The 16,522-nt window shown below is 47.0% G+C and carries 12 protein-coding genes; 3 read left to right on the top strand and 9 right to left on the bottom strand.

What is annotated here, in order from left to right; translation table 11 throughout:
* Positions 1-12: 12 nt before the first annotated feature.
* The 6 genes from AB1757_04660 to AB1757_04685 form a co-directional block, all read right to left on the bottom strand.
* On the bottom strand, positions 13-1,539 hold the full coding sequence (locus tag AB1757_04660; protein ID MEW6126334.1) for a FumA C-terminus/TtdB family hydratase beta subunit: 1,527 nt from the start codon (positions 1,537-1,539) through the stop codon (positions 13-15).
* 18 nt (positions 1,540-1,557) lie between these two features.
* On the bottom strand, positions 1,558-1,908 hold the full coding sequence (locus AB1757_04665) for a DUF5615 family PIN-like protein (protein ID MEW6126335.1): 351 nt from the start codon (positions 1,906-1,908) through the stop codon (positions 1,558-1,560).
* The gene (locus AB1757_04670; protein MEW6126336.1) at positions 1,908-2,234 is read right to left on the bottom strand and encodes a DUF433 domain-containing protein; all 327 of its coding nucleotides are present in this window, start codon (positions 2,232-2,234) and stop codon (positions 1,908-1,910) included. The genes AB1757_04665 and AB1757_04670 overlap by 1 nt, the downstream gene beginning before the upstream one ends.
* Positions 2,235-2,380: 146 nt before the next feature.
* Entirely contained in the window at positions 2,381-2,695 is a 315-nt protein-coding gene (locus tag AB1757_04675) for an ATP synthase F0 subunit C (protein ID MEW6126337.1), read from the bottom strand.
* A 333-nt stretch (positions 2,696-3,028) separates the two neighbouring features.
* A complete protein-coding gene (atpB, locus tag AB1757_04680; protein ID MEW6126338.1) occupies positions 3,029-3,829 on the bottom strand; it encodes a F0F1 ATP synthase subunit A in 801 nt (266 codons plus the stop codon).
* A complete protein-coding gene (locus AB1757_04685) occupies positions 3,830-4,297 on the bottom strand; it encodes an ATP synthase subunit I (protein MEW6126339.1) in 468 nt (155 codons plus the stop codon).
* Between the two features lie 191 nt (positions 4,298-4,488).
* Here AB1757_04685 and AB1757_04690 point away from each other — a divergent pair, with 191 nt between their 5' ends.
* The 3 genes from AB1757_04690 to AB1757_04700 all read left to right on the top strand — a co-directional run bounded on the left by AB1757_04690 (position 4,489) and on the right by AB1757_04700 (position 6,873).
* Positions 4,489-4,776: a hypothetical protein gene (locus AB1757_04690; protein MEW6126340.1), complete on the top strand. Its 288-nt coding sequence runs from the start codon at positions 4,489-4,491 to the stop codon at positions 4,774-4,776.
* Between the two features lie 122 nt (positions 4,777-4,898).
* Positions 4,899-5,582 (top strand): response regulator transcription factor, encoded by a 684-nt coding sequence (locus AB1757_04695; protein ID MEW6126341.1) that lies wholly within the window; start codon positions 4,899-4,901, stop codon positions 5,580-5,582.
* A gap of 202 nt (positions 5,583-5,784) precedes the next feature.
* Positions 5,785-6,873: a hypothetical protein gene (locus AB1757_04700; GenBank protein ID MEW6126342.1), complete on the top strand. Its 1,089-nt coding sequence runs from the start codon at positions 5,785-5,787 to the stop codon at positions 6,871-6,873.
* Positions 6,874-7,611: 738 nt separating this feature from the next.
* Here the strand turns inward: AB1757_04700 and AB1757_04705 are convergent.
* From AB1757_04705 to AB1757_04715, 3 genes are all read right to left on the bottom strand, one after another.
* Positions 7,612-8,844: a hypothetical protein gene (locus AB1757_04705; protein MEW6126343.1), complete on the bottom strand. Its 1,233-nt coding sequence runs from the start codon at positions 8,842-8,844 to the stop codon at positions 7,612-7,614.
* 263 nt (positions 8,845-9,107) lie between these two features.
* Positions 9,108-13,994: a DEAD/DEAH box helicase gene (locus tag AB1757_04710; GenBank protein ID MEW6126344.1), complete on the bottom strand. Its 4,887-nt coding sequence runs from the start codon at positions 13,992-13,994 to the stop codon at positions 9,108-9,110.
* 38 nt (positions 13,995-14,032) lie between these two features.
* Complete coding sequence (locus tag AB1757_04715; protein ID MEW6126345.1) at positions 14,033-16,225, bottom strand: hypothetical protein; 2,193 nt, start codon at positions 16,223-16,225, stop codon at positions 14,033-14,035.
* Positions 16,226-16,522 lie beyond the last annotated feature (297 nt).

The following is a 16,522-nucleotide window of genomic DNA, read 5'->3' on the forward strand; positions in this document are numbered from 1 at the left end:
GCGTTGCTCCTTTTAAAACACCGGGTCGGCAAGTTTCGCGAGCATCAATGCAGATGATTGTTCGACATCGGCGTGCAGAGAATTGCCATGCGCATCCATCGTCACGATTGCCGGAAAATCTTTGACGCGCAGATGCCACATCGCTTCAGGAATGCCGAAATCAAGCAATTCGACATCAACCACTTCTTCAATACAACGCGAATAATATTGCGCTGCGCCGCCGATGGCATTCAGATAAACCGCGCCCGATTCTTTCAGCCCATTGAGCGTCTTTTTGCCCATTCCGCCTTTGCCGATGACGGCGCGCACCCCGTAACGTTTGATGATGTCGGCTTGATACGGCTCTTCGCGAATGCTGGTCGTCGGGCCTGCGGCAGTGATTTTGTAATGCCCGTTATTTTTCAAGACGACGGGTCCGCAATGATAAAGCACAGAACCTTGCAAATCATAGGGCGCGTCATGTTTCATCAAGTAAGAATGTACGGCGTCGCGCCCGGTAAACATTTCGCCGGAAATCAACACCACATCCCCGACTTTAAGCTCGCGCACCTGGGCTTCGGTTATCGGTGCGGTGAGATATTTTTCATTCCCGGTCAAGGTAAAGCCCGCGCCGGCTGCCATCGGTTGCGGCGCAACTTGGTCATCGCGATAGAGCCAGCGTTTGATTGCGCCGGTTTTGGCATCAAGCACCACGCCGAGCCGTCTGAACGCCCAGCAATCATAAGCTACTGAAACGAAGAAACTCGCGGGCAGGCGATTGAGCGCGCCAACTTTGCAACCGATGAGCGTGGTGCCGCCGGAAAATCCCATCGTGCCGATACCCAGAGTATTGGCGGCTTGCATGATGTAATCTTCGAGGGCTGCAAGTTTCGCATTCGGGTTGGTGTCGTCCAAGGTGCGAAAGAGTTGTTCTTTGGCGAATGAATAACTGCTGGCACGGTCGCCGCCGATGCAAACGCCTACGGCACCGGCGCTACAGCCTTTGCCCTGGGCTGCCCAGATGGCATGCAGAATACATTTGCGAACACCATCGAGGTCACGACCGGCGCGACCGAGTTGCGGGAGTTCCATCGGCAAGGCGTATTGCGCGTTGGTGTTTTCGCAACCGCCACCTTTCAGCAAGAGTTTGATTTCGATTTCATCTTCGTTTTCCCACTGATCGAAATAGATGGCAGGGGTGCCGGGTCCGAGGTTGTTGCCGGAATTTGCGCCAGTGATGGAATCGACTGAATTGGGGCGAAGTTTCCCGGTTTTGGTTGCGTCGTCAATTGCCTGATAAATTTCGCGGCGCATGACGATTTGATTAGCGCCCACAGGCGTTTTGATTTTGAAGGTCGGAAAGCCGGTATCCTGACAGATGGGACCTTCCGCTTCGCAAGCCATATCGATGTTGCTGGCGATAACATTTAAAGCCGTACCGGCGCGGGTTGCGGCGTCTTCCGTGTTGAGCGCAGCCGCCATCGCCTGTCGAACATCGGGCGGTAAATTGGTTGATGTCTGGGTGATGAGTTCAAGCACACTTTCTTTGAATGATTGCATATCAAGGTCTCCAAAAAATTAAAGTGGTAGGTCAACGATTAAATTTGTCCGGTCTTCCATTTCTGATGCCGTCCATACCAAAAGCAATTCGTTAATTGCCGACCGCACGCTTTCTCTTTGCGAGATGATAAAAACCCCGGGACTATCCTCATTCGCAATAAATTTTGCAAAATGACCGGGCATGGTTCGGCGGTCATGAGTAACTAAAATTCGCTTGTCTCGCATAGCGATTTGCAAAACTTCTTCATCAGCCAAACCGCGCAGTTTCGCTTCGCTAGCGGTTTGAAAATCCACAGTAGATTCCTGTCGTATGAGTCCTGAAACGATTTCTTCATTCAGGTCTGCATCGGCTTGGAAGCGGATTTTCATTACCTTGTGACCTCGCTCTCCTGCTTGGCGCTTTTCAGCCGTTTTATCAACTCTGGTTTCGCTTTTTGTATTTGCTTTCGACGGGCTGCGGCTGTTGATTCGAGTTGGGTATTGGCTTCTTCAAGGTAGTCATCGACTTTTTTCTCATTTGCGAGATAGAAAGTTATTGCGCCGTAGATTTCTTCGAGCCTTAACAAAGGAAATTTGTGTTTTATGGTTTCAGGTGAAGCGCCTGCTTTAAAAGCATAAACAATTGAATCAAGTGAAATGCGGCTATCTTTAACCCAGTATCCGCCTTTACGTTTTTCTATATAATCTTTGCTCATGGTTTCCACCCGAATCTGATTTCATGTGTTTAACGAAGGTATCGGATATTCGATTGTCGCTATTCATTGATGTCAAGTCAACGGCATCACCAAATAAAAAAGGGAGGCGCGATTGCCTCCCCTTTTTAGCTTGTCTGGCTCATTCATTACTTGGCGATAAACAGCGTCAGGAACGTAAAGAGCACGAGGGTTTCAATCAGCGCCAGACCCAGAATCAACATGGTGAAGATACGTCCACCAGCGCCGGGGTTGCGGGCAGTGCCTTCGCAAGCGGCGGCAATCGCTTTTCCGTCTGCGAGCGCGCCACCGATAGCGGCAAGCGCCACGGCAAATCCGGGCCAATTGGGAATCACCCAGAACTGGCTGCCGGTCGCGGCAGTATGAGTGTCTTGCGCGGACGCGGTGGCAACCGCAATCAACATAACAAAGAGCGCCATGAAAAATAATCTTGCTTTAACCATTGAGCTTTCCTCCAGAGGTTGTGAACAACACTCGTCGGTCGTCGGTAGCCGGTAGCCGGTAAAGAATGAAATTTATAAAATGACTACAGGTTGCGAACTTCCGCTTTCGGTTGTTCGGGTTAATGCCAAAGGAGAGCGTTGAGAAAACTCAGGGATTATTTCCACTCGTCTGGTATTCACTTGCCTTTCCCCCTAGCTGTTGGCAAGGCTCCGACAACCAAGTGCCTCATTGAACTGCTTATAAAAGAGCTTCTTTCTTCTCTCCCACTTTTTGAACGATGAAGTTTAAGATTTCAGTTCATCGTTCATACTTCATACTTCATCAGTTAAATATTAATGCGCAGCGGCGGCTTCGCCGTGACCGGATTCTTCGTGGTCGTGTTCTTCGTGCGGCACGGTTTCCGATAGATAGACCATCGACAGCATGATGAAAATAAAGGTCTGCACGAAGGCGACGAATATGCCAAGCACGGTGGTAAACATCGGCACCAATGGCGGCGCGAGGTTCAAAAAGGATACGGCAATCTGATGGTCGGCAAACATATTGACGAACAAACGCAGTGCCAGCGTCACCGGTCGCACGCTATTGGATAACAATTCGACAAAGAAAATCAAAACCCCGATGATGACCAGCGGTCCCGATGTCAGCCCACCGGTGAAATGCTTCAAATATTTAATGCCTTGCTGTTTGAAGCCCATCGCCATGTAATACAAAAATGAACAGACGCCAAGCGCCCCCGTGACGTTGATATTATCGGTTGGCGCTGTAAGCCCCGGAACCAGTCCCATGAGGTTGGCGATTAAAATAAACAGCGCGAATGAACCGACGACCGGCAAATAGCGCCGTCCGTAAGGACCAACGACGCCATCAAGCATGCCGCGCACCTGTTCGACGGCGACTTCAAGCAGTTGTTGCCCTTTGGATGGTTTATCCACAGAGAGTTTGCCGCGCAGCAACAGCACCAGGACAATGACAATCAGAAACAGCAGCACGGTTGCGATAATGTGTTCGGGAACTTTGCCGCCCAGCAGGTGGTTGATTTGTTCGATGATAAACGGAGGCGGGCCGTGATCGCCGCCCGATTCGCCGCCACCGTGGTCGCCTTGTAATAATGCAAGTAAAATTGCTGTCATTTAATTATGCTCTCCGGGTTGAGTGATCGTCTTATAGGTAACGTAACCAGCTTCAATCATCACGGCAAGCGCGGGAGCAAAAAGTCCCGCAAGCATGGCGACGATGTCAAAATAACCGGTCAGGTGCAGCCCGTAAACCACCGCGCCAACCAAAATCCAGCGAACGATGAACAGAAGCATCGTGCCGGGAGGTCGTTTGCCATCGCTTGCCGTCAGCACATCTTTGATGGAGGCGTGCAGCCATTTGAAATTGACCAGACTGAGCGCGCTACCGACGAACAAGCTGAGCGTGAATTTGAGGTTGGCAAATAGGCTTGCGAAGATGATTGCCAGAATAATAATCGCAAACGTATTGCGCCAGATTCGGCGTTCGACCCGTTCGGGACTGGTCACTTCGTTCAGCGCCCTGGTTGCGGGCGAGTCCGGCGAATCTGCTACGCCATGCTCAGGTGTCTCACTCGTATTCAAAGCCGCTGATTTTAGCAGCGCGGTGAAATCATTGTCCAGCGCGTCAGTTTTCAATTAATGGCGGTTTTGCTATGCTCAAACCGCCATTGGCAATTCTGGTTTTTCTATTAGTTCATTAATCAAGGTCAATTGATTTTTAAATCACAATTCGAGTCAACGCAACTTACAGAACTTTAATAGAATTGGTGGTCATGGAAAATAATTACACATGGATTATTGAGGGAATTGGTTACTATCCGGTTTTCGGGAGCATATTACCTGATGGGCATTTACGAATTGCAATATCGGGTATGAACTCGAATGGTGAAAGATGGGATGGATATGAAACCATCGGTCTGCAACATAAACACTATGAACTCTGGCGGCAAATCATCGAAAATAAAGAAACTATTCTTCGTGCAATGAAGGACGAAAGAGCGAAAAGAAGGGCAAAAAATAAATCTGATGTCTTTGAAGAACGTAAATCAAAAAATCGCTAATTTCCCTTCAAAAAGGTTTGCTGCGAATATTTATCAAAATGTTATTTTCCGTGACCGCAGTTTATGATTGTTTGAAAAAGAACTGTTGAATTACAATCGTTGCGCCGACGCTTCTTATCGTTATGAGTAACACTTCAAAACAAGCGATCCGTATTTTACTCATTGATGACCATGTGGTGATTCGCACGGCGCTCAAAATACTCATTGAAAGTCAGGAAAGTTTGACGATGGTCGGCGAAGCTGGCAATCGTCAGGAAGCATTTGCTATTGCCGAAGGCGAACAGCCCGACATTATTTTGCTCGATATTGACCTTGGCGGCGAAAACGGTTTAGACCTCATTCCTGAACTGCTCAACCTCGCAACTCAAGCGCGCATTGTCGTGCTGACGGGCGTGCGCGACCAGGCGGTTCATCAACAAGCCATCAGCCTCGGCGCAATGGGCATCGTGCAAAAAGACCGCGCTTTTGAGGTGCTGGTCGGCGCTATCGAGCGCGTCAATGCCGGTGAAGCGTGGCTTGACCCGACCTTGATGGCAAAGGTACTCAATCAAATGTCTGCCGCCGGGAAAGCCAAAAAGGTTGACCCGGAAGAAGCCAAAATCGCCACGCTGACCGAGCGCGAACGCGAAGTGCTGGAGCATATCGGGCAGGGGTTAAAGAATAAGGAAATCGCTGATAAATTATTTATCAGCGAATGGACGGTGCGCCATCACATCACTTCGATTTTTTCCAAACTGGAAGTTTCCGACCGCGTGGAGTTGATTCTCTACGCCTATAAACGAGGGCTTGCCACGCCGCCCCGCTAAATTTTTCATCCTCACTGATTTTTCGTTATAGCAGTTTGGTGCTACCCATTCTGGTTAGTTGTAGCCAGTGAAATTGGCACCGGCTGGCGATGACGAAGAAAATAAACAATGCTAGACTGTAGTTTCTTGAACAGGTGGTAAGAAAAACGTGGGGTGTCTGGCCTGTCTTAATATTCTAAACAATAGAGGAAAAGAGGTAGAGATGGACAAGAGAGTTAGATTTCGTTCGTTTATCGTAGCAATTTTGGCTTTAACTGTCGGACTTGGAAATGGGTTTGCCGCCTTTGCGCAAAAAAAGACGACAACCACAACAAAGAAAACTTCAACAACCGCGAAAAGCGCGACCGCACAAAAAACCGCAACCAAACCTGCGGCTCCGGCAACGCCTTACGCCAAAGGTTATACCAGCGGTTATTCGGATGGATTCGGGCAGGGCGGTCAGGACTGGCGCGCCAAGTATCCGCGCGATTATAAAAACTCGGATGCCTATCAACGCCGCGAGCGGCTCTATGACCCGCAACTCGCAGATTCCGATGAGTATCGTCAAGGTTACGATTTAGGCTATGAACTCGGCTACACCGATGGTTATTTCGGTCGCCTGCGCAATGCGGAAGTTCCGGTCAATGGCGAAGCGATTGCCCGCGCCGCCGCGCCGCGTGAAACGGAAAGACCGCGCGAGCCTGAGCCAACCCAACCGGTGCAACCGGCGCAACCACAGACGCGCCGCGATACCTCTTCGAGCCGCAATGCCATGTCGGTCAATATTCCGGTCGATACCAAGTTGCGCTTGCAACTCACATCGGAAATCAGCACCAAGACGGCGCGCGTCGGCGACCGCTTTACCGCCACCGTCACTTCGCCTGACACCTATGCCAATGCGGTGGTTGAAGGGCATGTTTCCAGCATCAACAAATCCGGCAGAGTGAGCGGCAAAACCGAAATGAGTTTGACCTTTGATTCGATTTCCCTCGAAGACGGCAGAAAAGGACCCTTGACCGCAGACATCGAACGCATCGTCGAATCCGACAGCGTCAAAACCATTGATGAAGAGGGTAACATTCAATCCGGCAGTCGCACGTCGGATTCGCAAAAACGCGGCGGCATCGGCGCGGCAGCCGGCGCAGTCATTGGCGGTATTGCCGGTGGCATCAAAGGCGCGATTTTAGGCGCAGTGCTTGGTGGCGGCGCAGGCGTTGCAACGGTTGCTATCGAGGGCAGCAAGGATTTGGTTTTAGGCGTGGGAACCGAAATGGTCATTCGCACAGCAAAAAGCAGTTCGCGCGCGCAATAATCCGAACGATTTTTTAGTCAACATTATTGTAAAAGCGGTCAGAGATTTCATTGGTTGATCTCTGACCGCTTTTGATTTTAAAAATCATTTGTCACCTGATTCAACAACTTCTCTGAACGTAAGATGCAATCACTCACCCGTTGCCTTGCGAAATTCATCACGGTTTAACAGGCGCGATAGCCAAGCAAAACGATAAGCATAGCAAGCACGATTAATGCGCCTCTTTGTTGAGTCGGGGTAAATCCTGAAGCTTTCATTGCCTGATGATTATGACCGCAGCCTTGTGATAAGCAAACCGTAAAACGGATGGTTTGATTGTTGCATAAAAGCTTTTGATGAAATTTACCTTGAAGGAGTCTCAATATGGCAGATGTTGACAACACTTGCGCTCATGAAAATTGTAATTGCGCGGTAGACGAAAGTTCAAAATATTGCAGCGTACAATGCGAAACCGCTGAAGCCGCAAATACCACAAGTATGGCTTGCGAATGCGGGCATCCGGGCTGCGCCGGAGAAATTACCGCTTAATCAATGCAGAAAATTTTGGTTGGCGAAAGGATGGTTGATGATTGTGCTGTACGCAATTCAACCATCCTACCTGTCTTTTCAACGGACGATTATCTAAATTGATACACGGAGCGGCACCTCAATCAACAGACCGTAAAACCCGGCAACTGCATAATCATTTTCATTGTCGGATGAACAGGCACAAATTTCTTTAGAAATTTTGCGGAGTTCCTACATTCTGATTTTTTTCATTGTCCAACTGACTAATTGCCGTTTTTCATTAAACGAAAACCGGATGCGAAGTTCAAACCTTGCATCTATGATGCGCTCGATTTCAGGAATGCTGGCATCGATTATGCCGCTGTTTTCCGACCGATTGTTGCGCACCTCAGAGGTCTCGACATAGTCAAGGTGTTCAATCTTATTCACATCAAGAAAAGCGATAACCTCGGTAATTGTCATCCCTTTGATGAGTTGTTGCTTGAGCAATTGCTTGATGTCATTGTAGGTATATTTTTGAGCGTTGCCTTTAATGGTTGAAGCGCCGAAGCTCTGTAGCTTCTTCCATAAAATCGTGACGCTGCCGTTCTCATGAATGCGAATGACGCGAAATGCCACCAGCACATCCGACCCATCATATGCCAGATTATAGAGGCGTTTAAATCGGTGATACGGTTCATTCGGCTCAACCACAGCGCCATCTCTTTTGTAGAGGATTGAGCGAAAGAGGTAGGTTGTATCTGGCTTGACCTCGCTGACAAAACGGTAAGTGAAATCGCCGACCGTCAAGCCTTGAGCGAGGTCCTCAGTTAATTGCACGAAGCCGACATAATTTTTAGGAGGTGAAAGTTTAGTCAAAAAAACCACACCTGGAGTGCTTAGCGTAACCGACGCGAGCGGAATATCTCCAAGTTGGGTTAATGCTCCGACGGCGTAGCGCGAACGTACCGTGTATAAGCCATGACCGTCATTGCCGAGCGCCACATTATCCTGGTCGCTTAAAACCCCCATTGTTTTACCGGTGACCGCGGCATAGAAACGATTATTTGCCAGGTACAGATCAGACCACGGCCCGAGTTTATTGGTTTTTTCGGTGAACGAGTAGTAGGCTGCGCCGCCGAGTATGGGAAGCCGCATCTTTACCGTCTCATGAACCGAAACTGTGCGACCGGTTATCGCATATCGTCCTTGAGGTTGCAGACGGGCGATACCGGTATTTTTCTGCTTCAGGAACGATTCGTGTGCCGTTTGATCTTCGGGCAGGGGGGCGAGCAAGGCTTTCTGCTCCGGGGGTAACTTGGTGTCGTAAAAGTTCGGCCGCGTGTAAAACCAGTCGACCGCGCCGCGCGGCGACGGTGTAAAGTTCGGCGTAACCTCCAGGACATCCTGTCCAAAGATGCCGGTCGGAGAAAACGCGATCAAAAAGATGAACAGCCAGATTTTTGAGTAGGAGAGGTTTTTCATCGCCAATACACCCTCACAAACAGATTGATTATGGCAACGCCATGGTACTGAAAAACACCCCTCATTTCAGTCGTGATGCTTAACTATACTGAACTTTTCAAATCCTGGATACACCAATGAACACAAATTATTGGACGAAGCTAATCTGCCGAGGCTTCCGCTGTCTCCTGAACCCCTACGGAAAAATAGGTCGCGTCCGGGTGATGGAAGACCAATGCCGAAACGCTCGTACTTTGAGATCGGTTGGACAATTCATTTGTGACTTATTCAAAAAATTCTATTACACGATGACGACTCAACTTGTCGTGATGAGTCTGATTGCTAAAGTTTTTCAGACAATCATAACAAGCAACTTCGCATTTACATTTCTCACAAACCTTCTGTGCAGACGCTACGGTTTGCTGCCAGTTATCAAAGCCTTCTTTAACAAACCCTGCGCCGCCTGGAGTGTTGTCGAAAAGTATTATCTCTGCTTTCGCATCAGCAATATTGCGATTTGCCAACCAACGCCAAGCAACACCAATATCTGATGTTTCGATTTCGAGCATCTCACATAAGCCTTTTTGCAAAGCATAAGCTAAAGACTCAATTGGCGGTTTGGGTTCAATCGGACGCGCAATCAAACAAAAGCTTTGGAATTGATGACCATAAGCCAAAGGCTTCGTCCATGGAGTTTCATTTGAACAATCTAAACTGCCTTGCATTGGGCGTAACTTTCTATGCTTCTTGCCAGCTTTAAAGAAGTGTAACGGCTCGCTGCATCCGCAATGCGCGCAGAGCATGAAGCCTTTATTTTGTGGACCTAAGTTGTATCGAAACAGACTGCCTGAAGTTTTTAACGCAATTTTAAATGCCCCTCTGTCTTCAAACTCATCATCATTTACTGAATCAATGAAATGTGTCAGCGATTGCCTTTGTCGAACTAACGAAGCTCGCCGATGTCTTGCTGCATTAACATTGCTTTTTTCAATTCGCACACTGAAGGTTGCTGGCTCAACGAAAGGTTTGATGTGTTGTGTTGTAATAGAGCGTCCGCAAACCTCACAACTTGTTATCAAAGGGTCTTGTGTTCGTGAGGTACGAATTTGTAAACACTCAGGGCATTTTGAGTACCACCAACGCTCTGGTTTGTCTGTGCGACTGACGACATATAAGCCTGAACTGGTGAAGACCTTTTTGTGAGCAATCACTTGCGCCCCCGGAGCGAACTCTGAAATAGCAATGGCTCTATCCCGATTGAGTTCAACGTCGCTGTCACTCGACCATCGACTCCAACCCGTTTCCAAAGTGACAGTGTCCAACGGAAAAGCATAGCGTGGCAAGAAACCGCGTTTTGCCATAACTGCGACAATATCGCTATCAAGCAAATTCTTTACAGAGCGATCAATGTCGCCTGTCTCTTTACCCTCATTAAAAAATTTCTTGCGCTCGCTCATCAATTCAGATAGCTCATCTGCAATGTTGCTTAAAACTTCTTTATAGGTTTCTTTCGACTTTTCTTTGCCCAACTCAAAACCATCAATCGCTCCAAGCAAAGACTGTCCGGCTGGTGAGCAAAAAATGTCGGCAACGCTTTGCGTTTCGAGCCAAGCAATAAAATCTAAATGCAAATCCGACGGATAAAGCTGCAACCAATCTTGTGGAATGCCCACGCGGGAATCGGTTGGCAAAAAAGCTGCCAAACGGATTTTTTGTTTGACATCACGAAGAGCCTTTTCGTTAAGAATTTTGACGCGCAAGAAACGCGCAAAAACAACAGCGTTGAAATGTCTTTGCGCTATGACACGATTTTCTATAAAAACGGTTGGCGTGCGAACTTCGCCAGACATCAGACGCTGAGGCTCACGCCACATATCTGCATCATACTTTGAACGCCGGCAGAGTGTGACGCACACAGCATTCTTATCTTGTCCGCGTCCCGCTCGCCCAACTCTCTGCACATAACTTGCGCTTGAAGGCGGCGCGTTTCGCAATAAGACTTTTTGCAAATCACCGATATTAATGCCCATCTCAAAAGTCGTCGTGCTGCTCAAAAGGTTTACTCCCTCAGCACGGAAATCATCTTCAATCTTCTTGGCAAGGTCTTTGTTGATTTGTGCTGTGTGTTCTTCAGATTTCAAAGTTGTAAACTGGGGTTCGCCAGTGCCTGCCACCCAACGAGCGATGATATTGGCTTGAGTTGCATCGAATGGTCGTTCTTCTAATTTCCCGCTACAGGCTTTGCGGGGACAACACTGTTTAGCGGCGTAAGCTGTCACCATACCGCAACGATTGCAAATATACCGCGCTGTATTTTTCACAACAGCTAATCGCTCGTGGTCAAGCCGATACCTACCAGTACCTTTTTTGTTGATAATCAAAAGGTCGTGCTTAGTTAAAAAAGTCCAAACCTCTTCAGCTAATTTGAGCGTTTCTGCATCTGATTGACCAAATAATCGACGCAAATAGTCTGTGATAAAATTGTCATTGTAGCTACCATCTTTCTTAAGAAGCGGTAGCCAGCCGTTGGTGATTTTTTGACCCTCACGACGAAGCGCGTAACTGATGTCAGCAGTCACTCGCCCGAATGCTGGCGCATCATGCGCGACACCATTAGGCAAAGTAAATGCTTTACGTTGACGCATAAAACCAAGCAAGGTTTGTAAAACCGCTTTTGCTTCGACCAATGAAAGCTCAGGTAAGAGTGATTGAAACGCTTTCATCTCGGTTTCTTTGACTTCGTATTTGATTGCAACCAATCCTAAATCTTCCGCTGATTCGCGGGCTGAATCAAGAATGCCGAAATAGCTGAGGGTTTCCGCGATCCAAAGATTGCCTTTCTCTTTTGCGCTTGGGTTTTCATCCGTATAACGCGATACAGGCAGAAAGAATTCGGGATCGTGAATATCCGAATTGCGCTCTTCCGCAATCTCTGCAAGCAACTCTCCAAGATCACTCACTGTCAGAGGCTCATTTCTATTATGAATAAGTTTTACGATCTTGCGCCCCATATCGTGTGCGAAAGTTTCTTCCTCTAATAGTGACGGAAAAGCGGCTGCACGTTGGCGATGGTCAGTAAAACAAAGCAATTTGCGTGGCGGCTTGCCTTTGGTTTTTGGTTGACTGACTTGGAAATGCGACAAAGGAATTGCCATCGCCAAGCCTGTCTCATCGTCGGATTCTTGAAAACGACGCACAGGCTCTATGCCTGATCCGTTACGCGCTCCGCAATTGGGGCATGCAGCTAAAAGTTTTTTCTGTTGGCTGTAGATGTCTTGAAATCTCTCTGCTGCACATTGCCGATGAAAAATTTTGATTGGTCGCAAGTGTGGGGCTTCGCAACTGCAATTGTCTCCTTCACCCGAATCGCTTTTCTTGCCACATACAACGCACCACTCCAGCGAAGCAGGATTAACTAACAATTTGTCCTGTTCTTCGTCTTCTTCATCAGCCTTTGCCTGTATGGGATAAGGCAAATCATCCTCAACGCTAAAGTAAGACCAAAACGAATCTGATGCCCAACCAAGCTCTGTACTAAAAGAGTCGAAGGCAGGCTTTTGTATTTGCTCGTCGTTGTCAGGGTTTTGAGCGCGACGCGGCCCTAAATCCTGCAATGCGCCAAACAAGTAACCGCATTTGCGACAAGAAACGACTTCAACGAGTTGCGATCTTTGTGCAGGATAACATTTCGGGCATAGACCTTCGGGGATGTCGCTGTCGTCGCTCTTGCGCGAAACGAAAAAGGCAGGTTTATCGTTGCTTGAGCGCCCCGGACAATTTCGGTGCAAACAAACGTGTAAGCCATCTTGCGCTCGCACGAAATAATGTAAACGAGTAGGCAGCAAATCTTCGTGTGCGTCATCCTGTTTGGCAGCAGCGACGATTTCCAACAATGCTTGTAGCCCATCTTCCGCCTGTTTGTTCCCTCCCCATAAACTCTTTGCTGCGTCTTTCAACAGAGTCGGTTTGGTTAAAATTTCTGCGCGCAAGCGATAGAGGTTCTCGTCGTAGTTGAATAAATCTGCCAAAGTTTTTGCCACGTGATTGTGCGATAAAACTGTTCGCACATCGGCTTCTTTATTTTGTTGCAAGATTTCTGCTGCTTTTATGTACTGTCCGGGAGTCGGACAAACTGATGGTTGCAAAAGGAGTGGCGGCGCAGGTGTGCCGTAAATCGGATTCGGTTCAATAAATTCTTCGCCAAACAGTGCAGACGCGAAGGCACGAACTCTGCGTTTGCTGTCTTCCTCGTTCGGATTGCCAAGCGTTGCTGATGTGGCGATGCAAGACAATTGCTCTAACCCTAGTCTGTCTTTGAGTCGTCGAACCAAGAAAGCAATCTCTGTTGCCTGCACGCCGCGATAGGCGTGGACTTCATCCAAAACTAAAAACCTGAGCCTTGCGTTTTCAAATATCGGGGCATCAACAGGACGTTCCATCAAGTATTCGAGCATTGAAAAATTGGTGATGAGAATATGTGGCGGATTGGCGCGAATGTCATCCCGATGATTGAGGCGATTGGACGGATCATTTCTTAACTGTTCGTTCAGTTTGCGATTTACTTCACGTTGCAATTCGTTTTGCATCAACCCTTGTTCGCGGAGTTGTGTTTCAAAAGTTTGCTTTAAACGTGATTCATAATCTTGCTGATTATTTGGAGTTTGTCCTGTGAATCGTGCAAAAGTAATATGCTGGTGCTTCTTCAACATAGTTTCCCATTCTTCGAGTTGGTCATTAACCAGAGCATTAAGCGGATAGATAATGATGGCACGTAATCCGGGCGACGAATCATGTAACAAATCATCAAGAATCGGGATTTGATAACAGAGCGTCTTGCCACTGCTTGTGCCAGTGGCGATGACCGCATTCTGCCCATTCAAAATCAATTGTAAAGCGTCTGTTTGATGTTGATAAAGATTGCGCCCTTTCAATCTTTCATGGATAGTTGCTTTGGTTTTCTCATGCAGTGGCAGATTTTCTAAGCTTACACCTATTTTATACATCTGCGATTTTTCCAGAAATGCACCGTGAACCAATTCCGCCATCGTGAGTTTTTCATGCCAAGTTCTTTCAGCGTAGGCAAATTGCGGGTGGAAACGATATTCAGATTTGAGTAAATCCAAATACGGATTGAAAACTTCCTGCTCGAAACGATCTGTTAATGATTTCATACGCTCTCTCCAATTTTTCTTTTCATCGACCACAGCAATTAGGGTTCGGCATTCCATAAATCATCAACAATGCGAACTCCTTTTTTTTGCAGATATGTTCGTATAAGTTTTTTCAGGTCTTTTTGCCAAGCCATATAGAAATAAGGCAAACAACGAGGCTCGGCTACTACCTCAATAACAGGCAACCCATATTGAGGAATATGTTTGCCGTTCTCAAATCTAAAAATAGTTTGTCGCTCAAGTAATCCTGGGTTTTCTTTAGAAATCTCCCTATATAAGCCCCAAAGCAAAGATGGGTCGCCACAGAAACTTAAATGACATTCGTTGGCTGTATCTATAACAGCGAGTGATTCAGCAATTTGCCATTTCTGACCGCGTTGTATAAGCAATCCGTAAGATTCATACTTGCGTAGCAAAGCCACTGAGAATCGTTGAGAGTTTGGCGCAAGAATCTCTTTAGCCAATATCATGTCTTCCCATTTCAGCCCTTCAACTGATTGGCACAGTAAGAAAAAAGGAAGCATTTTGCCGGGCAAATTTTTCCAAAACTTTTCCAGTTTGGGAATCGGCTTAACCACTTCAATTTCCTTTTGAAACTTGAGGCCCAATTTGGAAGAAGTCAGATAAATGCTTTTGCGATTGCCAGTCAGATCAGGAGGTGCTAAGTATGCTCCCAGTTCTGCAAATGGATTGATTCCATCAGAACTTCTAAGCGGTTTGCGTTTCAGGCGAACAGCCTCTTCGTCCCAAATCCAAAAATATATCTCGCGCTCATTGTCTTCGTATCGCTTTTTCCATAAGCCATATAATTCATACTCATTAGACTCATCAATACTGACTTTGAATTCTCTTTCTAGCAGAGAAAGATTGTTATCAGAAAAACCTTGGGGAATAACTACACACACGATAGGCAGGTGTGCGATTCTAGTCACCTCAGATTCATGTGAGAAATTTGCCATCTGTGCGCCTTCGCCAAAGTAGAAACGTGCATCGATGCGCGCACTATTGCGAAAACGAATTTGGTGTAAACCATCTCGACTTGTAAAACAGATTTGCGGGATTTTACCAATAGGGAATAGTTTGGTTACATAACAAAATGTGCCATCTTCAAGTTCATACTTTTCATTTAGGGGATTTTCTTCCTCATCAAATCCTTCTCGTTTGAATTCAGTTAATGGTTGCTCAGCAATTAAAATATAGCTGCTGATTGGCAACTCCTGTCTTTCAGGATTGACGAATTTGTTTTTGACTATGTCAAATAGCCCATAAGGCGCAAGCCCCCGCAACATTTGCCTTTCGCTCAGTGTTTGATTATTGAGCGTAAGGAAGAGTTTCTTCGTAAAGGCGGCAGCATTTAAATTCAAACTATTTGAGTTGGCGCTGGCAACTTGCTTAAGATTCGCAATCTTCCAATCTGCAGGTAATTTGGCGCGCTCCACACCGGGTAAATCTAACCGGATTCTGCAAGGGTCTTCTTGCCAAACCAAAGACGCTCGATTCTTAAAAAGTGATTCTGGGTTGCTCGGACGCAAAAACTCTGCGGTTTCAGGTACTTCTTCAAAATATTCTGCACGTAGCAAACTTGCTTGTTTTCTTTCTATGGTCTGCTTTTCGTTCTCGCTAAGAACGGCACGAGCGTCGAGAAGTTCTTGAATAAAACCAGAAGCGGCTTCGCGGTTGGCTAATAAAAAATTCTTCAATCTTGTGCGCCCTCCCGCTCGCCTTTCGATAGCTTCTTTCCACTGTGTTTCCGAAAAATCACGCCATTCATCATGCAACAAAGCCCACGCACAAATTTTTAAGAAATCGTCCCACAACGAAAGCGGAATTCCTATGTAAAAAACGGCAGATCCTACATAGTCCATAGAAGTTTCTCTTTTGAGAATCTTTAAGCCTAAATTTTGTGCTGCGTCGGCGAAATAGCGATTAATATCTTGTTGTTGCTTAGCTGCAAGAGGTGGACAGCCAACGGCAGCGGCAAACGGCCTCCAAAAATTTCTTTCGTTGTATTCATAAAAGGCTAGCCCGCCAAACAAAGCAACTAGACAATGAGGGTAGCGCAGATCAGCTTGCCAGTAACGCCACTCTGTTTTAATAGAAAGAATGAAATCTTCCCACTCAGCACGGCTCGGCGTTATAGTCAACAACGCGCCTGCCGTTTGTCGCGCAGATAAACTAAGCTCTTTAAATTTGGCTTCAAATAAAGCATCCCAAGACGCCAAGCTATCCAACACTGGTTCCCCAACCTCTTGATGAAAATTTGAGAGCGGACGTCCACTGTTTAGAAACCGCGAAACCTGTTTTGATAAGCCGAAGAATGATTCAAAGATTGAAGTTATGAATCAATCGCCAGTTCTAACTTGTCGGTCAAAGTAGTCTGAGTTTTTCAGAAGGGTGGACGTCAACTAATAAATCAAGCACTGTTGGGAATAAGTGCGGTTCATTATTGCGAACAGATTAGTCGAGACTACTACGTCCACCAACGGCAGGAATAATAAGACAGAAATAGTTTGATGTCTATTGACTTT

The organism is Acidobacteriota bacterium (assembly GCA_040754075.1).
GTDB lineage: Bacteria > Acidobacteriota > Blastocatellia > UBA7656 > UBA7656 > JBFMDH01.